This window comes from Anabaena sp. UHCC 0187, from assembly GCF_009712035.1.
Classification (GTDB): domain Bacteria; phylum Cyanobacteriota; class Cyanobacteriia; order Cyanobacteriales; family Nostocaceae; genus Dolichospermum.
This window is the reverse complement of the sequence record NZ_VILB01000001.1, coordinates 40073-61091: the sequence shown is the minus strand read 5'-3', so window position 1 is coordinate 61091 and position 21019 is coordinate 40073. Positions and strand designations below refer to the sequence as shown.

The 21019-nt window shown below is 37.8% G+C and carries 23 protein-coding genes; 11 read left to right on the top strand and 12 right to left on the bottom strand.

What is annotated here, in order from left to right; all coding sequences use genetic code 11:
- Positions 1–18: 18 nt before the first annotated feature.
- Positions 19–324: a hypothetical protein gene (locus FJR11_RS00320; protein ID WP_254444633.1), complete on the top strand. Its 306-nt coding sequence runs from the start codon at positions 19–21 to the stop codon at positions 322–324.
- Between the two features lie 46 nt (positions 325–370).
- The gene (locus FJR11_RS00315) at positions 371–946 is read left to right on the top strand and encodes a Uma2 family endonuclease (protein WP_168501742.1); all 576 of its coding nucleotides are present in this window, start codon (positions 371–373) and stop codon (positions 944–946) included.
- Between the two features lie 85 nt (positions 947–1031).
- Here FJR11_RS00315 and FJR11_RS00310 read toward each other — a convergent pair whose 3' ends face one another.
- A complete protein-coding gene (locus FJR11_RS00310; RefSeq protein WP_168501741.1) occupies positions 1032–1709 on the bottom strand; it encodes a response regulator transcription factor in 678 nt (225 codons plus the stop codon).
- Between the two features lie 1039 nt (positions 1710–2748).
- Between FJR11_RS00310 and groES the strand changes: the two genes are divergently transcribed.
- Entirely contained in the window at positions 2749–3060 is a 312-nt protein-coding gene (gene groES, locus FJR11_RS00305) for a co-chaperone GroES (protein WP_015083039.1), read from the top strand.
- A gap of 107 nt (positions 3061–3167) precedes the next feature.
- Positions 3168–4802 (top strand): chaperonin GroEL, encoded by a 1635-nt coding sequence (gene groL / locus FJR11_RS00300; protein WP_168501740.1) that lies wholly within the window; start codon positions 3168–3170, stop codon positions 4800–4802.
- A gap of 106 nt (positions 4803–4908) precedes the next feature.
- Here groL and FJR11_RS00295 read toward each other — a convergent pair whose 3' ends face one another.
- Both FJR11_RS00295 and FJR11_RS00290 read right to left on the bottom strand, forming a co-directional pair.
- Positions 4909–5433 (bottom strand): hypothetical protein, encoded by a 525-nt coding sequence (locus FJR11_RS00295; RefSeq protein ID WP_168501739.1) that lies wholly within the window; start codon positions 5431–5433, stop codon positions 4909–4911.
- Between the two features lie 19 nt (positions 5434–5452).
- Positions 5453–5899 carry a hypothetical protein gene (locus FJR11_RS00290; protein ID WP_168501738.1) on the bottom strand — a complete coding sequence of 149 codons (447 nt, stop codon included), beginning with the start codon at positions 5897–5899 and terminating at the stop codon, positions 5453–5455.
- Positions 5900–6128: 229 nt separating this feature from the next.
- On the opposite strand from FJR11_RS00290, the gene FJR11_RS00285 reads away from it, so the two are divergent.
- Positions 6129–6521 carry a hypothetical protein gene (locus tag FJR11_RS00285; RefSeq protein WP_168501737.1) on the top strand — a complete coding sequence of 131 codons (393 nt, stop codon included), beginning with the start codon at positions 6129–6131 and terminating at the stop codon, positions 6519–6521.
- 12 nt (positions 6522–6533) lie between these two features.
- A complete protein-coding gene (locus tag FJR11_RS00280) occupies positions 6534–9203 on the top strand; it encodes a ParA family protein (protein ID WP_168501736.1) in 2670 nt (889 codons plus the stop codon).
- 102 nt (positions 9204–9305) lie between these two features.
- On the opposite strand, the gene asnS is transcribed toward FJR11_RS00280, so the two are convergent.
- On the bottom strand, positions 9306–10697 hold the full coding sequence (asnS, locus tag FJR11_RS00275; protein WP_168501735.1) for an asparagine--tRNA ligase: 1392 nt from the start codon (positions 10695–10697) through the stop codon (positions 9306–9308).
- Between the two features lie 79 nt (positions 10698–10776).
- A complete protein-coding gene (locus tag FJR11_RS00270) occupies positions 10777–11121 on the bottom strand; it encodes a hypothetical protein (protein ID WP_168501734.1) in 345 nt (114 codons plus the stop codon).
- Between the two features lie 66 nt (positions 11122–11187).
- Between FJR11_RS00270 and FJR11_RS00265 the strand changes: the two genes are divergently transcribed.
- On the top strand, positions 11188–11466 hold the full coding sequence (locus FJR11_RS00265; RefSeq protein ID WP_168501733.1) for a DUF6439 family protein: 279 nt from the start codon (positions 11188–11190) through the stop codon (positions 11464–11466).
- Positions 11467–11493: 27 nt separating this feature from the next.
- On the opposite strand, the gene FJR11_RS00260 is transcribed toward FJR11_RS00265, so the two are convergent.
- Together FJR11_RS00260 and rlmD are read right to left on the bottom strand one after the other, a co-directional pair.
- Complete coding sequence (locus FJR11_RS00260; protein WP_168501732.1) at positions 11494–11943, bottom strand: anti-sigma regulatory factor; 450 nt, start codon at positions 11941–11943, stop codon at positions 11494–11496.
- Between the two features lie 411 nt (positions 11944–12354).
- The gene (gene rlmD / locus FJR11_RS00255) at positions 12355–13737 is read right to left on the bottom strand and encodes a 23S rRNA (uracil(1939)-C(5))-methyltransferase RlmD (RefSeq protein ID WP_168501731.1); all 1383 of its coding nucleotides are present in this window, start codon (positions 13735–13737) and stop codon (positions 12355–12357) included.
- 160 nt (positions 13738–13897) lie between these two features.
- On the opposite strand from rlmD, the gene FJR11_RS00250 reads away from it, so the two are divergent.
- Positions 13898–14383, top strand: coding sequence for an allophycocyanin subunit alpha-B (locus tag FJR11_RS00250; RefSeq protein WP_015083049.1), 486 nt, complete (start codon positions 13898–13900; stop codon positions 14381–14383).
- A 454-nt stretch (positions 14384–14837) separates the two neighbouring features.
- Positions 14838–15641: an Rpn family recombination-promoting nuclease/putative transposase gene (locus FJR11_RS00245; RefSeq protein WP_168501730.1), complete on the top strand. Its 804-nt coding sequence runs from the start codon at positions 14838–14840 to the stop codon at positions 15639–15641.
- 63 nt (positions 15642–15704) lie between these two features.
- Here FJR11_RS00245 and FJR11_RS23825 read toward each other — a convergent pair whose 3' ends face one another.
- The 3 genes from FJR11_RS23825 to FJR11_RS00230 form a co-directional block, all read right to left on the bottom strand.
- Positions 15705–15881 (bottom strand): hypothetical protein, encoded by a 177-nt coding sequence (locus tag FJR11_RS23825; protein ID WP_371417413.1) that lies wholly within the window; start codon positions 15879–15881, stop codon positions 15705–15707.
- A gap of 392 nt (positions 15882–16273) precedes the next feature.
- Positions 16274–18691, bottom strand: coding sequence for an SUMF1/EgtB/PvdO family nonheme iron enzyme (locus tag FJR11_RS23445; RefSeq protein ID WP_254444632.1), 2418 nt, complete (start codon positions 18689–18691; stop codon positions 16274–16276).
- Position 18692: 1 nt separating this feature from the next.
- On the bottom strand, positions 18693–19097 hold the full coding sequence (locus FJR11_RS00230) for a hypothetical protein (RefSeq protein WP_168501729.1): 405 nt from the start codon (positions 19095–19097) through the stop codon (positions 18693–18695).
- 264 nt (positions 19098–19361) lie between these two features.
- Here FJR11_RS00230 and FJR11_RS00225 point away from each other — a divergent pair, with 264 nt between their 5' ends.
- Positions 19362–19637, top strand: a complete 276-nt coding sequence (locus FJR11_RS00225) for a hypothetical protein (RefSeq protein WP_168501728.1) — start codon at positions 19362–19364, stop codon at positions 19635–19637.
- Positions 19637–20056, top strand: a complete 420-nt coding sequence (locus FJR11_RS00220; RefSeq protein ID WP_168501727.1) for a type II toxin-antitoxin system VapC family toxin — start codon at positions 19637–19639, stop codon at positions 20054–20056. Before FJR11_RS00225 ends, FJR11_RS00220 begins: the two co-directional genes overlap by 1 nt.
- 36 nt (positions 20057–20092) lie before the next feature.
- On the opposite strand, the gene FJR11_RS00215 is transcribed toward FJR11_RS00220, so the two are convergent.
- Both FJR11_RS00215 and FJR11_RS00210 read right to left on the bottom strand, forming a co-directional pair.
- Positions 20093–20422, bottom strand: a complete 330-nt coding sequence (locus FJR11_RS00215; RefSeq protein ID WP_168501726.1) for a XisI protein — start codon at positions 20420–20422, stop codon at positions 20093–20095.
- A complete protein-coding gene (locus tag FJR11_RS00210) occupies positions 20410–20826 on the bottom strand; it encodes a XisH family protein (protein WP_168501725.1) in 417 nt (138 codons plus the stop codon). Before FJR11_RS00210 ends, FJR11_RS00215 begins: the two co-directional genes overlap by 13 nt.
- Between the last annotated feature and the right edge of the window lie 193 nt (positions 20827–21019).

The following is a 21019-nucleotide window of genomic DNA, read 5'->3' as shown; positions in this document are numbered from 1 at the left end:
CGGCAGAGCCAAAATTCTATGTTTAATCAAGATTATGAACATCACATCAACCCCATAGGAACTTTAATTTCTCGTTATAATGGAACAGTTGCTCAAACGCAGAATTTAAACTTTATTATTGTGAATCCTTTTTTCCCCCCAACTTTCGCTAATAAAATCCCGGAAAGAGCGAAAGTTGCTGAAAGTTTAGATTTTAGTATCCACTTAACATATAAACAAAAATATGGTGATACCCATGAGGCAATGGTAAAATTAACTAAGGAATTTATGCAAAGACTAAATCAAGATTCTGTTAATCTGTTACAAATGGCTAGTTTAGTTTGAATAGCAGGGGTTAATAATTTATAATCTTATTTGTGAGGTTTTGAATATGGTTGCTTCTCCCCAAATTTACATCACCCCAGAAGAATATTTAGAATTAGAAGAAAACAGCCCCGTTAAGCATGAATATATTGATGGATATATCTACGCAATGGCTGGCGCGTTAGAAGCTCATGTTACTATTGCTGTAAACTTGTTTACACTACTTCGTAATCATGTGCGTGGTTCTGGTTGTCGGGTATATATTTCTGATATGAAAGCCAGAATTGAATCTTTAAATAGATTTTTTTATCCTGATATTATGATAACTTGCGACCAACGTGATCAAGAGACACTTGGATATAAAAGATTTCCCTGTTTAATAATTGAAGTTTTATCTGATTCTACAGAAGGATTTGATCGAGGCGATAAATTCGCCGATTATCAAACTTTAGAAACCTTACAAGAATATATTTTAATTAATCCGAAAAAACCTAGAGTTGAATGTTTTCGACGCAATGATCAAGGACTTTGGGTATTACAGTCTTATGCAGGAGAAGAAAGTTCATTTCAATTACACAGCATTAACTTTGAGGGAACAATGGTGCAACTTTATGAAGATGTAAATTTTCAACCTCCAGCATAATTTTTTCCAAATTACCAATCAAAAATTCTGGACTTTAGACTTTAGATGAATCATCCAAAATCCAAAATCCAAAATCTAAAATTGTTTAAGCCATTTGATTTTCAATCGCCCACCGTGCTAATTCAGTCCGGTTGTGGAGATTGGTTTTGCCCAACATATTGGACACGTGGCTTTCAACAGTCCGCTGACTAACATTTAATTCTTCAGCGATTTCGCGGTTTGCTAAACCCCTAGCTACGAACTGGACTACTTTCAGTTCGGTTGGGGTTAACTGGACATCGAAAGGAACTTGGATGCGAGAACCGTTCTCGCCGCCCTTGGTTTGGTGTTCTTTCCAACGAACAGTTTGCTTAAGTGAAGATTCTACTTGTGCTACGAGTTCTTCAGGTTCAAAAGGCTTGACCATATATACGTCAGCGCCTTTATTTAAACCCTTAACTCGGTCTGCACTTTGACCCTTAGCTGAGAGGAAGAGAACGGGAATCCAACTAGTGCGTTCGTTTTGTCGCACTTGTTCTACAAAGGTGTATCCGTCCATTTCCGGCATCATCACGTCACAGATGATCATGTCTGGAACTTCAGTTTCGAGAATGTCCAGAGCTTCTCTTCCGTTTTCAGCGGTGATGACTTCATAGCCCCGGAACTCTAAGTAATCCTTCACCAGCAAGATGAGGTTAGGGTCATCATCAATAAGTAGAAGTCGTTTGTGGTCTTTCATGCTGGGTTCTTTCATAACTGTGGCACTTATCGCGCTTCGATCCATTAAGGTATTGATATAGTTATCCTGTATGGTGGATGACTTCGGATGTTGTCGTTTTTGTCCCACTTAACTGATTTTTACCGCTCCGAAGTCTTAAAAGTGTTAGTCACTTTCAACAGACTAGCAGGTGGATGGAAAAAGTCTAGTAAGGATACGTATAGCAGTAGTCTTTATAATGCGCTATTATAGATCCGTTTGAAAGATGCAGGCTAACAAACCCTGACTAAATTATCATCCTTGTGATTCACAAGTTGATATTTTTTCAAGATGACCCTAGCTCAAAACTCACCCGCGCTTTCATTGGCATACTGCTGCTTTACTTATCCTTCGGATGTGAGGCCTCTATCAGAGGCTCAAAATCAACCGGGGAATTCTTTGGCCAAGCATGGGTTAAAAATACAGATTTTTTCACCATACTAATTGCCAATTTACTGGTCTTGGATGACCTACTCTAATGACTTCTGGATTTAATTGGCGATACCAGACCCCATCTAGGTAAACTACCATTATCGTTCTAGAACAACAAACACGCAAGTTTTTGGCTTGGGCTGTGAAGATGCCTATGGAATAACTGTGTGGTAAAAGATGGAGTTATCGCTCCTCCAGCCTTGGTTTACAACATTCCTAAGTTCTAGACTAGCCGATTTGTAACAGAATTGAGCATTTATCTGTTTTTAGCCGCACAAAAGCTATAGTTTTTGTGTGAAGGGGGAATTGTCATTTTCACCTGTTCTCTGTTCCCTAGTAGTTTTAGGGATGAGATGCCTGTTCGTGGATCACTGTGCTGTTACTCATTGAGTAGATCCCTGATTACAGTTCTATAACAATTTCCCAAGTTTGCAAATAAAGTTGTCCATATAAAAATATTCATTACTTACGCAACAAACCCTGACAACTAAAATAATTGGATATTTGCACTTAAGTATCGCCACCCTGACCTTAGTTCGGAAACCCGTACACAAGTCATGATTGCTATTATGTCCGATAAGAAGCTAGATTAGCACTCATGAGTCGAGAGTGCTAATTTAGCAAGAAATTTTGTATGGCAGCCGTATCTTTAAGCGTTTCCACCGTTAAGCCCCTGGGCGATCGCGTTTTCATCAAAGTAAGCGCACCCCAAGAAAAAACCGCAGGCGGTTTGTTTTTACCCGATAATGCTCAGGAAAAACCCCAAGTTGGCGAAATCGCCGCTGTTGGCCCTGGCAAGCGTAATGACGACGGTACTCGTCAAACAATGGACATTAATGTTGGCGATAAAGTGTTGTACTCCAAGTACGCTGGCACCGATATCAAGCTGGCTACAGAAGAATATGTATTGCTTTCTGAAAAAGACATTTTAGCAATCGTCAGCTAATTGGGCATGGGTGATGGGTAGGGAGTTTTCCTAATTACCTGTTCACCACTCACCAATTTCTTTGAAAATCAGAAAAATTTAATTTACTACTGGGATTTAGACTTATTATGGCAAAGCGCATTATTTACAACGAAAACGCCCGTCGCGCTCTAGAGCGTGGTATTGATATTCTAGCTGAAGCTGTAGCTGTTACCCTTGGGCCTAAAGGTCGTAACGTAGTTTTAGAAAAGAAATTCGGCGCACCACAAATCGTTAATGATGGTGTCACCATCGCTAAAGAAATTGAATTAGAAGACCACATCGAAAATACTGGTGTAGCTCTAATTCGTCAAGCTGCTTCTAAAACAAATGACGCTGCTGGTGATGGTACAACCACAGCTACCGTTTTGGCTCACGCTATCGTTAAAGAAGGCTTGCGGAACGTTGCGGCTGGTGCTAATGCGATTTTATTGAAACGCGGTATTGATAAAGCATCTGCGTTTTTAGTAGAAAGAATTGCTGAACACGCTCGCCCTGTAGAAGATTCTAAGGCGATCGCTCAAGTTGCGGCAATTTCTGCTGGTAACGACGAAGAAGTCGGAGCTATGATTGCTCAAGCTATGGACAAGGTGGGCAAAGAAGGCGTAATTTCCCTAGAAGAAGGGAAGTCTATGACCACCGAATTGGAAATCACCGAAGGTATGCGCTTTGACAAGGGTTATATTTCCCCTTATTTCGCTACCGATGCAGAACGGATGGAAACCGTTTTTGATGAGCCTTACATCTTGTTAACTGACAAGAAAATTGCTTTGGTACAAGATTTAGTTCCTGTACTCGAACAAGTAGCTCGTTCCGGTCGTCCTTTGGTAATTATTGCTGAAGACATCGAAAAAGAAGCTTTGGCAACTTTGGTAGTTAACCGTTTACGCGGTGTTCTTAACGTGGCGGCTGTTAAGGCTCCTGGTTTTGGCGATCGCCGTAAATCCATGTTAGAAGATATCGCAGTTCTCACCGGTGGTCAACTCGTAACTGAAGACGCTGGTTTGAAACTAGATACCACCAAGTTAGAAAGTCTAGGTAAAGCTCGTCGCATCACCATTACCAAAGACAGCACCACAATTGTGGCTGAAGGTAATGAAGCTGGTGTCAAGGCTCGTTGCGAACAAATCCGTCGTCAGATGGATGAAACCGAATCTTCCTACGACAAAGAAAAACTCCAAGAGCGTTTGGCTAAATTGTCCGGTGGTGTAGCTGTAGTTAAAGTTGGTGCAGCAACCGAAACCGAAATGAAAGACAAGAAGCTGCGCTTGGAAGATGCTATCAACGCTACCAAGGCTGCTGTAGAAGAAGGTATTGTTCCCGGTGGTGGTACAACCTTGGCTCACCTCGCTCCTCAATTGGAAGTTTGGGCGCACAACAACCTCAAAGATGAAGAGTTGACTGGTGCTTTAATCGTTGTTCGGGCTTTACCTGCTCCTCTGAAGAGAATTGCCGAAAACGCTGGTCAAAACGGCGCGGTTATTGCTGAAAGAGTGAAAGAAAAAGATTTCAACATTGGCTTCAATGCTTCTACCAACGAATTCGTTGATATGTTGGAAGCTGGTATTGTTGACCCCGCTAAAGTAACTCGTTCTGCTTTGCAAAACGCTGCTTCTATCGCTGGTATGGTGTTGACAACTGAATGTATCATTGTTGACAAGCCCGAACCTAAAGATGGCGCTCCTGCTGCTGGCGCTGGTATGGGTGGAGATTACGATTACTAAAATCTTTTAGTAGTTTTCCTAGTTTGAATAATGGCCGCTTCCGCAAGGGGGCGGCTATTTTTTTGTCTCACGCAGAGGCGCGGAGGCTCAGAGAGAATATTGAGTTTTAACTTACAGATAAAATTTCATCAGGCTGATTTTTTAATTCTGGGGATACCATCTGATCAGGATAAGGTTGCCAAACATAACCAGAACTAAATGGTTGGAAACCTGGTAATGTTTTTACTTCCTCTGCAAGTGCTGTAGATAAAACTAATCCTGGAATAGATAAATTAGGTAAATCTTCTATTAGTTCACTATGGGTTCTAAATTCATCAACTTCTACACCAACTAAAGCATAACGAAATGGAGGAGCAAACTCTAGAGATGAATAGAGTGATATAACTAACTGTTCCATTAAATAGGGATTTTTAGGGCTATCTATTCCCCGTTCACTGATATGATTTGGGGAAAACCGACACCACCAATTATTTTCTATATCTTGAAAAGTGTCTGCACGACATGGGTATAAATTAACATCTAGCATTGCCCATAGTAGTTCGATGGGACTCTGCTGAAAATATTGAGCAAATTCCTTAGCACTGCTTTCATCAGAGCCACACTCTGCTGATAAACTAAATATCCATGCCATACCTACCTCCTATTTAGTTCTAATCAATTCTTTCCCAATAATCTTGGGTGTTTGCCAAGGCTAATTCGTACCTTTCTAGTAACATTGTAACTCTTGGCGAAATGCTAACGTGGGTTGGGCTATCCTGAACAGCTTGTAAATCTCCAGTGATGTTACTATCATCAATTTGCCATAGGGGATCTTTTCCATATCCACCAAATTTAGCAGGTTTGCGAGGTGCTGGTAAAGCTTCAATGGAGAGGGAAACGGACATTCCCCCTGTATTTACAATGGCAACATCAACAAGCTCACCTTGAAACTCACGCTCTGACTCTGGTAATAAATAGCCTTGCTCATCTAGACTATCTACGGGCATTTGCTTGATATTTATATCAATACCCAGTCTAACTCCTAATAGTCTGGCACTTCGACCGATTTTGGGCTTGCCATTTTCGTCTGTCATGCCGCGATAGTAGAGTTTTACCATTAACTAATATTACTATATTCGGACAGAATGAATATTATCATGTCGTTTCAGAGATTTTTCACCAATTTACTGATCCTAAAACTCAGGTTTTGTTCGGGTTTTTCGAGTTTGAATAATCGCTGTTTCTGGAAAGGGTTGGCTGTTTTTTGTTGTTAATGCTTAATTTTTAGCTTAAAAATCCTAATTTAATAATATACTGAATCAAGCTTGAACTTTAAGTTTAACAAGTATGGAAGATTACCAGGCAGCTTTTATGGAGCGCCATACTGATACTGAAACACTAAACCCTGTTAGGAAAGTTGGAGCTATGCACTTTGGTGGTGTAACCATTGAGTGCTTACTAAAGGCAATTATTTCTAATACTCTACCTGGGGTTGCAAGTCAAAACTTGAGGACACATAGTTACACAGAACTTCTTAAACAACATAATAAACTTAAATCTAGAATTGATAATTTTTCAGAAGGAAGAAAATGGCTTGATCAAGTGGAAAATCCAATGGGTCAACATTTCATAGATATGCGTTATTCTAGTATCGAACCTGATGAATTAAATTACAAACGCTGGTTATACGCATACACAAGTATCAAAAGTTGGTTACTGAAGCAAGCTACTCAACTTTAAAGAGGTGATCAAATGCAGGAAAATTGGCAGGTTTTACTAAAACAGGATATTACAAACCAGTATGTACAGAAGTCACAGGAATGGGTTGATGTAAATATTTCTACATCTGGTTTATTGAATTTGACTATTGTGAGCGATCGCTTTATAGGTTTATCTATTCCTCAACGTAAAGAACAAATTTCTAACTTACTTCAATCACAAGTTCCTCATTTATCTCCTGGTTTTCTCTCACTATATACACTTCAAGAAGCTGAATTACTTAATATTTCACCGCCACAGATTTTTGATCCAGCATCAATACATACTTGGCAAGATTTAGCTATCCAAGCAGCAAACCCACAAAATCAATCAATAGCACCTCAGCGCGAACTCAATTTACCCAGAACAGTGACATTTTATTCCTTTAAAGGAGGAGTAGGACGCACTACAGCATTAACTCATGTTGCTTGGATTTTAGCAATGCGAGGACGTAAAGTTGTAGCTGTAGATTTAGATTTAGAAGCACCTGGTTTAAGTACAGCATTTAACCTACAACCACAACCAAAATATGGAATTGTTGACTATTTTTATGAACGTTCCTATTTACCAGAAGGAATAGATCCGAGTATTTCAATTACTGAAATATTTGGTGAAGTGAGAATACCTAACGCTACAGGAAGATTATTTGTTGTTCCTGCTGGTTGTCTTAGTCTTGATTATATTTCTAAGGTTGATGATCTTCATGCTAATACTGTTATTGATGGAGATCAAAATCTTTGGACTATTTTCAAGCGAGAAATTTACGAACAATTAAAACCAGATATTCTCTTAATTGATTCGAGAACGGGAATTAATCAATGGGGAGCTTTATCATTAATCCAAGCTGCTGACGAAGCAATCATTTTTCTTTTTCCTAATGAACAAAATAAACAGGGAATAGAAGTCCTTTTACAATCTCTTCAGAGTTTTAAAAATCTACAAATTAAATTTGTTTTTTCTCCTGTCCCTGATGTTACTAAAATTGGTTTATCTAAAGTAAAAAAAGTTTGGAAATCTTTGATTGAAAGGATAAAAACAGTAACCAATGAAAATAATGACGAGGAGGATTTAGATAATTCCCAATTAAAAATAGAAGAAGCTTTAGTAGTTCCTTACCTGTCGCCAATTGCTTTAGCTGAAAATTATCCCGTGCCAGCTTTACTAGATTATTATAATAAAATTGCCAATTTGATTGATGAGGAAACTGATGAACTCCAACGCAAAAATATTTTAACTAATTTAGAGAAACGCTGGCCAATTATTGAAAGCCTACAATTTCCTGAAGTCAATGCTGCTGATACAAAACAGAATTTGAATCTACTATTTCAGCGCACCACTGATTTTGACAAATTTTTAGATGATACAACCTGTTTGATAAGAGGACGAAAGGGAACAGGTAAAACTGCTCTGTATTCGCTTTTTCTCAAACACAAAAGTGTGGCTCAAAGACTAGCTCATGGACGGTTGGATAATACTGTATTTTTGTCGGCTCATGGCAGCTTTAAGGAAAGCCGCCCCGTTCGTGATGAATTCCAAACTATCCATCAAAGTTTGCAGCAAAATAATGGGTCATGGGAAGCTTTTTGGAGGGCTTATTTACTATTGAGGTGTCATCAAGAAGATTTATTTAAATTCCCTAGAAGTGACAAATTTAGTGAAATCAAAGAAATTATCAGTAAGTTGCCTAAAGAAAGATGGCAGTATGAATGCACTCAAGCTTTACTACAATTATCTACTCAATCTCATCTTCCACTTATAGTTAAAGATATTATAGATATAATTAATGAAGAAGCTAAAAAGAAATCTCAAAAGCTATGGTTTCTTTACGATGATTTAGATGAAGACTTTCGTAAGGTAGGAGAATTAAGACAGCAAGCACTCACTGGATTATTTCAACTAATTCAGTCTTGTGATGCTAATAGATTAACAGCAATTAGGTTTAAAATTTTCTTGAGAGAAGATATATGGCATCGTTTAATTTTTGACAACAGAAGTCATTTCAATGGACGCGATATTCTCTTACAGTGGACTAGGGTTGATTTTTTAAGATTAGCACTGCGCCAAGTAATACAATCTGAAGGTTTCAAAAATTTAGTTGATAGATTCTCTCCTATTGCTGTTGAAAGTATTGATCAAGCTAGTGAAGAAGTGATTGATAAAGCCTTAGAATTACTTTGGGGAAGTCGTCGCAGAACAGGAGACAAAGCTAAATATGTATCAAGATGGGTTTATGAAAGATTAACAGACTCAAGTGATACTACTTTTCCTCGAAGTTTAAGCATATTATTAGAAGGAGCAAAAGAGCAAGAATTAAGCTATAAAGGAAAATCATCAATTCAACCACCTACTGACCGTTTACTGCGAAGTAAATCTTTAGAAATCGGGTTAAAGAAAGCATCAGAAAAACGCTGTGATGAAATAAAAGAGGAATATCCTGATTTGGCTCAATTTTTTGATTCTCTCAAGCAAAAATCAGCCTTTTTAGATAAAGACGAGTTACGTAATATATGGCAAGAATCAGCACATGATATAGCAGATTTTGAAGAGTTTGCTTCTTTTTTACAAGAGATTGGTATTATTGAATGGCGCGAAAAACAGAAACGCTATAAGGTTGCTGACATCTATGTATATGGATTTGAAATGATTCGTCAAGGTGCTGTATAAAAATATTTTTGACTTCACCGGAGTTTGATATAAACCGAAAAGTTAGCAATTAGAAAAATAACATTTTTAAAAGAGACGTTATCAATAACGTCTCTACAATCATTAAAACTCCGCGCTTTGTGGTGTGCGGGGGAACGGAATTACATCCCGAATATTCCCCATACCCGTCATAAATTGCACCAATCTTTCAAACCCCAAACCGAAACCAGCATGGGGAACAGTACCATAACGACGTAAATCTAAATACCACCACAAATCTTCCGGGTTCATACCTTGTGCTAATATCCGTTTTTCTAAGACATCTAACCGTTCTTCCCGTTGTGAACCACCAATAATTTCCCCTATTTTTGGTGCGAGAATATCCATAGCACGGACGGTTTTTTCATCATCACTCAACCGCATATAAAAGGCTTTGATTTGTGCGGGATAATCTGTGACAATCACAGGTTTTTTAAACAGGTTTTCGGCTAAATAGCGTTCATGTTCTGATTGTAAATCTGCACCCCAATTCACAGGATAATCAAATTTAACATCAGCTTTTTCTAAAAGTTTGACTGCTTCTGTATAAGTCAACCTTTCAAATTGATTGTTAATAATGTTATTTGCAGTTTCCAAAACAGTATTATCAATCCGTTCATTAAAAAATTCCATGTCTTCAGGACAGGTTTCCATTACATATTTAAAAATGTGTTTAAGAAACTCCTCAGCCAAATCCATATCACCTTCTAAATCACAAAAAGCCATTTCTGGTTCAACCATCCAAAATTCGGCTAAGTGACGCGAAGTATTAGAATTTTCCGCCCGGAATGTGGGGCCAAAAGTATAGACATTAGTAAAAGCCATAGCCATAATTTCGGCTTCTAATTGGCCACTAACTGTTAAATATGCGGGTTTACTAAAGAAGTCTTGACTATAATCAATTTCCTGATTTTCAGTTTTGGGAACATTCTTTAAATTGAAATTGGTAACACTAAATAATTCTCCAGCCCCTTCACAATCACTAGCGGTAATAATGGGAGTATGCACCCATAAAAATCCCCGTTGTTGAAAAAATTGGTGAATAGCAGTCGCGCAAGCATTTCTCACCCGAAATACTGCACCAAAAGAGTTAGTTCGAGGACGCAAATGGGCAATGGTTCGCAGAAACTCAAAGGAATGACGTTTCTTTTGCAGAGGATAGGTATCAGGATCAGCGTCTCCGTATACTTTCACTGTATCTGCTTTTAATTCTATTCTTTGTCCTTTTCCTTGAGAAGCTACTAGGACTCCTGATACTTCTATAGAAGCACCTGTATTGATTTGTTTTAATATTCCTTGATAATCTGGTAAATCTTGATTAATAACAACTTGCAAATTACCTAAAGATGAACCATCATTAACTTCCAGAAACGCAAATCCTTTTAATTCGCGTTTTGTTCTTACCCAACCTTGGACTACCAAAGTTTCTTCTGGTTTACCACTTCTTAATATTTCCGCAATACGAGGATTTAGCATTTTCTACAATTTTTGTTTTGGTATATAGTATGTATTTAAAAAAATAACAGTTAAAGCCATTAAAAATCCAAAATTGGCACTATCCCACCCAAGATTTTAATAACCAACCGATAATAACGCCTAAACCACCAAACCGGATAGCTTGCCAAAAAGGTCTTTTCAGGCTACTCCAAGAAAACAACTGGCTTTCTAAGTTGATTTCTAAGGTTTCTAACTGTTTTTGAAGGCGGGTTAATTCGTTCTTAATTTCTGGAGTCTGCTTTCTATTTTGCTTTAAATTCTTTAATTCCTGTTGCCATTGTGCCTTTTGTTGTTGATCATTTTGCACTTGGGTATATCTATCTTTCAAGAATCGCAGTGAAGTTTCTACTTCCTCTAATTCCTGTGCAAAATCTGGCTGGGGATTTTCCTCTAAATTACTCATTGGTGATTAGTCATTGGCTATGATGATTAAATCATAACTTTTACTCTTAACTCGGTACTTGGTCTTATGTCGCAAACTAGCCAACTAAATGAAATCAGCACTCTAGAACTAGCACAAGCACTCATGGAAAGGCTGAGTATCTCTCCTGATGATTGGCATCGTCTCAAGTCTAACCGCAATTCCCGCGCTAGTGAACAGGCAGCCGCCGCAATGGTATTTCTGGTCAAAAATGAACCCCAAGAGGCACAGGCAAGGCTACAACAGGCTGTAGGCTGGCTGGATAAGTCAATTTCTGCCCCTCCCTGTCCCACTCACGGACACAAGCGCGAGGAAATTAAGGAATAGGGAAATATATATCTTGCCTGTTCCCTTTCATCTTCGCAAAGATAATAAACGACGACTTTCTAATTGCTTACAAAGCGTGAGTTCTGTACCTTTGCGATTCCATTTTACTTGATCAAAAATCTGATGCAGCAAGGACATACCCCGTCCACTTTCCGCTTCGTCTGGTGGTAAATAGTCATCGGGATCACTATCACCTTCGAGGGAGGGAGTGAAGCCGCTACCCTGATCTGAGATAATCCACCAATACTGATTATCTATTAATGAGAACCGAACTACCACTAATTTGCCGGGATCAAGATTATTCCCATGTTTAGCGGCATTTACTAGGGCTTCTTGGAGTCCTAGTCGCAGTTCTGATTGCAATTTTGCCGGAATATCAGTCAAGAGTAAATCTAGGATTGGACAAAGATAAAGAGTGGAGGCAAAACTAATTGTCCCCCAATAACGCCCAACTGGACGAAGAGAAATGGTAATCACAAGAGAAACCCCGTAGCTTTGATTTAGCTAGACATCAGTTTGCTTTTTTGGGCATTCTGATCAAAATTAGGTAGTCATGCTGCCTTCAAACTTGCGTCTGTAAAACTAAATTTATAAAAATGCTAGAGCATAGCAATTTAATGGGAGAATTTATATTGCTTATTTACAATTTGCTTAAGTTAATCTGTTCATTTAGCAGATGAGTCAAAACTGCTATTTTTGAACAAGAGGAGAAAGATATTCTCGTTAACTGCTGGTTTGTAATTAACACAATTTTATTCACCTTTATTAAGAGTCTATGCAGCTTCGATTTCTTTAAAACAAAATGAGTTTCTATTTTTATGTAATTCCATTCTAGCATTATGAGTATCCACTAGACTACAAATTTCTGATTTTTATTTTTGTAAAGAATTAACTATCCTTATCATTGTCCGATAACACCAGAAAAGCGGCTGCTTCTACATGAGCCGTTTGCGGAAAAAAGTCCGCAGGTTGCACCCTTGTGAGTTTATATAGCCCATCTTCACAAAGTAATTTTAGGTCACGGGCAAGAGTAGCTACTTTACAACTGACGTAAACAATTCGAGATGGTTTCAGGTTTCTTAATGTTTTGATAACGTTAGCTTCACATCCTTTGCGGGGCGGATCAAGTAAGACCACATCTGGTATAATTTCCAAATTCTCCAGAATTTTTTCCACTGCACCTACAAGGAAAGTTACATTATTAATTCCATTTTCTTGGGCATTGACAATTGCTTGTTCTACTGCTGTTGATTGCAATTCTAACCCGGTGACGTGCTTTGCTTGTTTAGCCAGGGGCAAAGTTAAAGTTCCTATACCACAATAGGCATCTACTAGGACTTCGTGACCTTGTAAATTCAGTTCTGACTGAATCACCTCTAAGAGTGCCTCGGCTGTTTCTGTGTACACTTGGAAGAAGGTATCTGGGCGAATTTGAAAATCCAGTCCGGCGAATTTTTCTTGCAGGTAGGGAATTCCAGCTAGACAACGGGTTTCTGATCCAAATATAGCATTTGTGCGATCGCTATTGCGGTTGAGGGACACGCCCACTAATTGAGGATAACGCTGTAACCATTGCTGCGCCTGGGTTTCAATTCCTGGCAAATTCCAATCTTTGACGACTAAAGTTAGCAGCATTTCCCCTGTGCGGCGGCCAATGCGTAAACCTAAATGGCGAATTAAGCCTTTGTGGCGGGTTTCGTCATAAATTGCCCAACCCTGCTTTTCAATATCTAATTTGACTTCAGCTAATAAAGGATTTAACCGAGGGTCTTGAACGGGGCATTGATTCAAGTTGATTAATTTATGACTACCTTTTTGATAATATCCAGCTTGGACATGACCTGTAGCAGACATACCAATAGGATAAGTAACTTTGTTGCGATAACCCAAGGATGCAGCAGCCACTAAGACTGGATTTATCGGTGGATTCACAAAACCGCCAATTCTTTCTAAAGCTTGAGTTACTTGATTGCGTTTGGCTATTAACTGGTAATCATATTTAATATGTTGCCATTGACAACCACCGCATTTATCAGCGACAATACAACTTGGACGCACCCGTTGAGGCGAGGCTTGCAATAACTCCTGCACCTGACCATAAGCATATTTTGGCTTAACATTGAATAATTTGACAAGTAAGCGATCGCCTGGTACGGTATCAGAAACAAAAACCACCCGTTGCTCAAAGCGTCCCACACCATCACCAGTGTCGCTTAAATCAGTAATTTCCAGTTCGATAATTTCATCTTGTCGCCACATTGTATTAGTCATTAGTCAGTTATAAGGGAATAGGGAACTTTTTCACAGGGAAGGGAGAGTTCCCAATGTCGAATTGTAAATTCATTTATCCCTATCTTCCCATACACTTCACGAATGTCCCTCTAAGTCGGTAAACTAGCAGATATAAATATTTCAGGTCATTTAGATAATCATGACTGTAATTAGCCAAGTTATTCTCCAAGCTGACGACGAACTGCGTTACCCCAGCAGTGGCGAACTCAAAAACATCAAAGCATTTTTGGAAACAGGTGTAAAGCGCACAAGAATCGCCGCTACCCTTTCAGAAAACGAGAAAAAGATCGTTCAAGAAGCTACCAAAAAACTTTGGCAAAAACGCCCTGACTTTATCTCCCCCGGTGGTAATGCTTACGGCGAAAAACAACGGGCTTTGTGTATTCGGGACTTTGGCTGGTATTTACGCCTAATTACCTACGGTGTACTTGCTGGTGACAAAGAACCCATTGAAAAAATTGGTTTGGTTGGGGTGCGGGAAATGTACAACTCTCTAGGTGTTCCCGTTCCCGGAATGGTAGAGGCTATCACTTCTCTCAAACAAGCGTCTTTGGATTTATTGAATGCAGAAGACGCTGGGGAAACCGCACCTTACTTTGATTACATCATTCAAGCGATGTCTTAATCAAACGCCTGTACTATAGCAAAGAACAGGGGTAAAAGTCTTTACTTCCCCACAGTTGGTAGTGGCTATGGCAATATTTGTCAGGTTATTAACCAGTTGTGGGGATATTTTCATCATAAATTAGTGTTATGATTACCATAGATTCAGTAAGTCACTGATAATAAAAAACCGACGAACTTATGGTAAGCTGTCGGCAATTAGTGTGTTCCCTATTAATGACTCGGCTAGAGTTCAGTTACTATTAATTATGCCAACATGGCGATTTCTATGGGAGGATCTAAGTCATATATATATGTGATTTACGTCACTGTGGAGGAGTAACTGAACTCGAAGTTGGGTTTTGGTCAGTAAAATAAGATAGTGGATCTAAATTTTATTAACTATATTCAAATAAAATTAATTATCAATACCAACCTCAATACTTATTAAACGAATGTAAAAGCACATAATTATCGTGAAAACTGATACTATATTCTATCAACTATTTCAAACTTTACCTAGTATCCTTTTTGAACTAATTGGCAAACCAGCTACAGAAGCGGAGTTATATCAATTTACATCTGTAGAAATTAAGGAACTAGCATTTCGTTTTGATGGTTTATTTATACCTGATTCAGAGATACCTGAACAACCAATTTACTTTGTAGAAGTTCAATTTCAACCGAAAGCGGATTTTTACTGGCGATTATTTACCGAAATCTTTGTTTATCTGAATCAGTATCAACCCAAGAATGACTTTCACGCAGTAGCGATTTTTGCTAAACGTAGTTTAGATCCTGGTGTACAAATGCAGTACCGGGGTTTGCTAATGAGTCAGCAAATCACGTTTATTTATTTGGATGAGTTGCAGGTAACAAGCGATAATTCCATAGGGCTGGGAATGGTACAGTTAGTTGTGGAAAAAGAGGAAACTGCTATTGATCATACCAGGCAGTTAATCCAAAAATCTCGACAACAATTGGTAGATGCCAGTAAAAGACAAAAAGTTCTAGAATTGTTAGAGACGATATTGGTTTACAAATTAAGTAATTTAACTCGTCAGGAGATTGAAGCAATGTTTACTCTAGATGAATTAAAGCAAACACGGTATTTTCGAGAAGTTGCGGAGGACGCAAAAGTAGAAGGTAAGTTAGAAACAGTACCGCTGTTATTACAGTTAGGTTTGACGGTGGAACAAATAGCCGCGAATTTAGGTGTGGATATTGAAGCGGTGAGGAAGGTTGCGGAAACATCTGTTAATGAAACTCCTTCAGAGTAATTAGAAGAAATGGAAAGTGATTAGTTTGACTGATCACTTTTTTTCAATATTTTTAAAAGTTGATTATTGATTTACTTCTTGTTGTGATTCATCTCTAATATTAAAATAGTGAAAAAGATTTGCAACGGTTAAATCTGACGCTTGTTGTAAATTAGATGTAACTAATGTTCTATATCCAGAATTTGCGGCTTGTTGACTGACATAATTTTCATATTCTCGGCGTAATTCTGGCGCAAACATAAATAATAATTGATCACGTAAAGAATAAAAATGAGATTTTTCGGCTATATTTTCATAGCTGATTTGTTCTGGTGGTATTTCTGAATTAGTGATAGTTTGGGGAGTTTCTGAATTATGAAAATCAGCACTATTTAAAAGTTTTAATTCTGCTGGAGGTAGAGATTTTACCCAATCTATATGATTTTGCCATGATTCGATGATTACTAAATCATGATTATAAATGCGGGTAAGTTCAGGAAAGAGAAAATCAAGTTCGTCGTGGGATTCACATTGATTAAAGTCAAGCTAATCGCTTTTTCAAATAAAAATTTTTAGATCGCTCCGTTTCACTACGCTTACAAGTGTAAAGAAAAGAAGAGAAAAGAGCAAAAGCGCAAGAGTGCAAAGGGCTACTAAGTCCTCGCCGCACCACTACAAACAACCCGAAAACCAACATTGAGGCTGACGACGAGGTGGTGGTTGCTGCGAGCAGCAGAACGGCAAAAAACAGGAGAGTCGTTCCACGAACCACCGCGCAGCAGCTTTCTATTGCCGCTTTGACTTGTCCATACGCTACCATCATTAGGCGCATTTGTATAATTATCATGCCAATCGTCTTGACACCATTCCCACACATTGCCGTGCATATCATACAAACCAAAAGCATTAGGGGGAAAACTTCCGACATTAGTAGTTTCTCCTCGGTTTTCTCCCTTGGGAGCATCACCATAATTATAGTCACCGTCATAGTTGACTAAATCGGTGGTAATAGTTTCACCAAAATAAAAGGGCATAGTTTCACCCGCACGACAAGCGTATTCCCATTCAGCCTCGCTGGGTAATCTATAGGTACGCCCGGTTTTTTGACTTAGTTTTTTACAAAATTCTATGGCATCATACCAAGAAACTTTTTCTACAGGGCGTTTTTTTCCTGGAAAACCAGAGGGATTTTTACGCATTATTTGTTGATACTGTTCCTGAGTTACTTCAAACTTACCCATAAAAAAGGCAGATAAATTTACTATCCTCTGTGGTCCTTCTGATTCTTGTCTCCCTGTTTCATCTGGTGGTGAACCCATTTTAAAAGAACCAGCCGGAATTTGTACCATTTCTAAAGTAATATCATTACCTAAATCTTCTTTAAAATATTTGGCTTCGTTATTAGGGTTACTTTTCAGTTTTGTTCCTGTCTTATCAAGTGTTGTTACTGTTGTAAACTTAAATGTTAATAGTGGTTTTTGTTGTACCTTAAATATCTGACTGAATACAACAGTAGTAACTAAACCTGTCCCTCCTAACCCAGCATAGGTTAAAAATTGTCTGCGATTTATAGAAGATAGAATTAGTTGTGGTGTCGCTGGAGAATTTACAGATCGTTCCTGTCTTTTTCTATTTTCCTCCTGAAGTTTTTGATATTCTGCTTCTTTCTTAGCAATAATTGGCCGTTCTATGTGCAATATTTCCTGTTCACTGAGTCCCAAGGAATTTTGTGATTTCTTTAATTTATTTTTACTTGCTTGACGAAGGGGATATTCTCTCTCAATAGTTGTTAAAAATGACCGTTGATACTGCTCTAAATTTTGCTGATGTTGTTGACGAGTTCTTTCAGCCTCTTGTTCTCTTCTAATCCTCTCTTCTTCCTGACGTTTTCGATATTCTGCTTCTTTTTGAATAAAAATCGGTTGTCTTATTTTTAAGACTTCTTCTTCACTAAGTTGCAAGGACTTTTGTAAATTAGCTAAATTATCAATACTTTTTTTAGTCAGAGGAAACTGTTGTTTTAAAACAGCCTGTCGGTATTCCTCTTGTTTGCGATTATTTTCTTTAATTTCTTCAATTATCTGTGTAAATATAGTAACGTCACCTCTAGATGAACCAGAAGATTGGAAATTAACAATCGGCTGAGAAATTGTTTCCGGTGTTGAAGTATGTGTTTTAATTGCAATTCTTTCAAGAGCCGATATTGCATCTAAATCAGCACGAGACACACCTAAAACCCTAATCCATATTTGTTTTGCCAACTCAAAATTTCCAGCATTTTCAGATAAGGATGCCTGTAATTTTAATGATTCAACATCTTTAAGAGTAGCAGATTGCTCTAACAAAATGTAATACATTTTATATGGCGGTTCTGCCTTGAGATAAGGATTTTGAATTGGCTTTTGATAGCTAGAATTTAATTGAGGAACATAAGAATTTAAATATCTATCTAATCGTTCCACAGTGGCACAATTAGCTTCATCATGTAACCTTAAACCTGTTAATAGTGTGTGTGTAAATGAACCATGTTGTAATTCGGCAATTTCCCAAGATTTTTGATTAGCAGCACAGGAATAAAAAGTAATCACTCCTTGATGCTTCTCTTCACCTATTCCCAAACCACTACGACTACTTTCTTCTCGACAGGCATCTAATAACAAAACTACATTATCAGCACGACTACGACGCAATCTTTCAGTAATGTATTCAACGGAAATAGCTGTATGTTCAATATCACCAGGATCACTATCTGCAAGCATTAAATAGTCTTTGTCTGCATGACGCATACCATGTCCAGCAAAAAAGAACCATAAATTATCTTCTGGTTTTAATAGAGGTTGGTCAAATTGTGCTTGCAAAAATCGCCGCAACCGTCCGTAAGTTGGTTGAGTGGGAATGGGTGGATTAGCGGGAATGGGTAGAGAGTCATCTGTAAACAGAAACACCTGATCAAATTTCGCTTCTTCCCGAAACCAAGCGGCCATTGCTTCTGCATCCCGTTTAGCAAAGTTTAGGGGTTGCAGGTTGTCATATTGATTAATGCCGATACTAATTGCCCAATTTTTACCCATGTTAAGATTGTCGCTTGAATTTAAAAGTTAGACTACCTTTACCGCCTACTTTTCCCCCTGTTCCGAATAAACTAAATTGTCCTTCTCCATTGACTTCTACAGAAACTTCTACTTCATCTAAGCGGATTTTGGAATCATCAGTATCGGCTTCATCCAAACATTCTCGCATAGCTTGGATAAATCCCCTCATTTCCTGCTTGAGTTTTGTTACTTCAACTTTACGCCTGGTAATTATTACTTTGTCTTTTTCCTTAGTAACTATTATTTGTTCCTCAGTAGTCTTACTTCCCAATAATCCACCTATATCAGCACCACTTCTAGCACCGCTAATACTTGTCGTTGAGGTTTCTGCCACTTCTTCAGTAATAATCCATAAGCTGTCTGGTGTAGGAAATTCTGCTGACATAAAATTTACTGCTTATAAGTGCGTATTACTATTTACATGATGAATATTACTATTTTCAAGGTAATACGTCAATATAAATCTGATACAGTTACAATTTCCGGTAAACCAAACAGAAGCAGGGAATATTTACCACACCTCCAGATCCTCGACTTCTGTTTTCAATCTTGTTCATCAACAATTAATTCATGCTAGAAGTCGGGGATCTTAAACCCGAAGAATAACGCTGTGATAAAATAACAAAAACATACTAAATGGTGGTAAAAAATGGAAACAATGAAATTGCTGGCACATATCGGCACAGATGGTATATTACAAATCCAAACCCATACAGAATTTAAAGATAAATCTGTAGAAGTATTGGTAGTTGTGCAACCATTAGATAATACAGAAACTACTACAATTAAACATAACGCTTGGGGAAAAATTACTACTAAAAAATCAATTCAAGACGCAATTAGTAGAATGCAACAACTAAGGAAAGAAGTAGGTTTAGATAAAAACCTAATCCGTGAAATGATTGAAGAAGGACGAAGATTTTAATGCAGTTTGTTTTAGATTGTTCCGTAGCAATTAGCTGGTGTTTGGTAGACGAAAATAATGATTATGCTAATTCCATACTAACAATGATGGTAGATTCTGAAGCATTTGTACCAGGAATTTGGTCGCTAGAGATTGCTAATACTCTTATTGTAGCTGAACGACGTAACCGCATGACAAAAGAACAATCTCAGGAAGCTATTAATTTATTACAGTCCCTATTAATTCAAGTTGATATGGCTACAGATACAAATGCTTTAGATGCAACCTTGAAATTAGCAAGAGAAGAAGGTTTAGCCGCTTATGATGCAGCTTATTTAGAATTAGCATTGCGGTTACAATTACCATTAGCAACACTTGATAATCGGTTAGCAGAAGCGGCGATTCGCTGTGGTGTTAGTCTGATTATTGATAAAGAATAAACCTGTTATGAAATGGTAAAAAATGGAAATAAATTATTATCCCACCGCAAAACCTGTAAATTGCCGCTTATAAGGAGCATGAAATCCTAAAATAATATCTTCTTTAGGGACACCAGCCGTGATTAATTCATTAGCAATACCAATTTCTGTACCATCTCTTTGTATCCAGATTTTATCATCTTTAATATCAACATGAATAATCACCCCATAGGTTCTGATTTGTTGTTTCCAACCAATATTTAATACTTGATAATGATGACGTTGCGTATCAAAAAGCAACTGAATTTCTGTACCATTAGCTGTATCATTGGTAGAATGATTGCTTAAAATATCTTGAATAATTTGCGAGTAATTTATTCTTTCCATAAAACAATCTCCTGGGTTAAAGAATCAAAAATTAAAACCTTAATTTGATATTCTTTTAAAGAGTCTTGGATAAATTGACGAGAGAAAAAATCTCGATATGTGTCTTCGCTAATGGCTAAATATAAAATCCGTTGAGGTTGTTCTTTTTTTAATGCTAACCGATAATTGAGAGTTTGACCTAAAGCAAGATGAAATTCAGTTACTTCAGATGCACCTACAAAAGATTTCACTTCTACAGCTATTTGTTGACCTTGTTTTTGCGCTGCTAATAGTCTTTCTGCTCCCAAATCTACAAAAAATTCGATATCATCAACTTTAATATACAGTGGATCATGGGTAATGATCCAACCATCTTTTTCTAAAGCGTTACGTACAGATTCATGAAATATATCTTTAGATGGCATAAGCAAACAATTAATTAACATCAATAATTATATCTAAAATCTCTTTCAATCCTATAAAACAATAGTAGACTGGACTACCACACCCTCAGATCCCCGACTTCTGACATCAATTCATAATTTGTTGACAAGATTAAAAAAAAGAAGTCGGGGATCTCAGATAGAATATTTCTCTGTCCTCTTGGTGCATAAATTC

Excerpts from the sequence above, each read along its gene's own strand:
- FJR11_RS00320 (WP_254444633.1), top strand. The coding sequence starts at position 19 with ATGTTTAATCAAGATTATGAACATCACATCAACCCCATAGGAACTTTA.
- FJR11_RS00315 (WP_168501742.1), top strand. The coding sequence starts at position 371 with ATGGTTGCTTCTCCCCAAATTTACATCACCCCAGAAGAATATTTAGAA.
- FJR11_RS00310 (WP_168501741.1), bottom strand. The coding sequence starts at position 1,709 with ATGGATCGAAGCGCGATAAGTGCCACAGTTATGAAAGAACCCAGCATG.
- groES (WP_015083039.1), top strand. The coding sequence starts at position 2,749 with ATGGCAGCCGTATCTTTAAGCGTTTCCACCGTTAAGCCCCTGGGCGAT.
- groL (WP_168501740.1), top strand. The coding sequence starts at position 3,168 with ATGGCAAAGCGCATTATTTACAACGAAAACGCCCGTCGCGCTCTAGAG.
- FJR11_RS00295 (WP_168501739.1), bottom strand. The coding sequence starts at position 5,433 with ATGGCATGGATATTTAGTTTATCAGCAGAGTGTGGCTCTGATGAAAGC.
- FJR11_RS00290 (WP_168501738.1), bottom strand. The coding sequence starts at position 5,899 with ATGGTAAAACTCTACTATCGCGGCATGACAGACGAAAATGGCAAGCCC.
- FJR11_RS00285 (WP_168501737.1), top strand. The coding sequence starts at position 6,129 with ATGGAAGATTACCAGGCAGCTTTTATGGAGCGCCATACTGATACTGAA.
- FJR11_RS00280 (WP_168501736.1), top strand. The coding sequence starts at position 6,534 with ATGCAGGAAAATTGGCAGGTTTTACTAAAACAGGATATTACAAACCAG.
- asnS (WP_168501735.1), bottom strand. The coding sequence starts at position 10,697 with ATGCTAAATCCTCGTATTGCGGAAATATTAAGAAGTGGTAAACCAGAA.
- FJR11_RS00270 (WP_168501734.1), bottom strand. The coding sequence starts at position 11,121 with ATGAGTAATTTAGAGGAAAATCCCCAGCCAGATTTTGCACAGGAATTA.
- FJR11_RS00265 (WP_168501733.1), top strand. The coding sequence starts at position 11,188 with ATGTCGCAAACTAGCCAACTAAATGAAATCAGCACTCTAGAACTAGCA.
- rlmD (WP_168501731.1), bottom strand. The coding sequence starts at position 13,737 with ATGACTAATACAATGTGGCGACAAGATGAAATTATCGAACTGGAAATT.
- FJR11_RS00250 (WP_015083049.1), top strand. The coding sequence starts at position 13,898 with ATGACTGTAATTAGCCAAGTTATTCTCCAAGCTGACGACGAACTGCGT.
- FJR11_RS23825 (WP_371417413.1), bottom strand. The coding sequence starts at position 15,881 with ATGTTTGCGCCAGAATTACGCCGAGAATATGAAAATTATGTCAGTCAA.
- FJR11_RS23445 (WP_254444632.1), bottom strand. The coding sequence starts at position 18,691 with ATGGGTAAAAATTGGGCAATTAGTATCGGCATTAATCAATATGACAAC.
- FJR11_RS00230 (WP_168501729.1), bottom strand. The coding sequence starts at position 19,097 with ATGTCAGCAGAATTTCCTACACCAGACAGCTTATGGATTATTACTGAA.
- FJR11_RS00225 (WP_168501728.1), top strand. The coding sequence starts at position 19,362 with ATGGAAACAATGAAATTGCTGGCACATATCGGCACAGATGGTATATTA.
- FJR11_RS00220 (WP_168501727.1), top strand. The coding sequence starts at position 19,637 with ATGCAGTTTGTTTTAGATTGTTCCGTAGCAATTAGCTGGTGTTTGGTA.
- FJR11_RS00215 (WP_168501726.1), bottom strand. The coding sequence starts at position 20,422 with ATGGAAAGAATAAATTACTCGCAAATTATTCAAGATATTTTAAGCAAT.
- FJR11_RS00210 (WP_168501725.1), bottom strand. The coding sequence starts at position 20,826 with ATGCCATCTAAAGATATATTTCATGAATCTGTACGTAACGCTTTAGAA.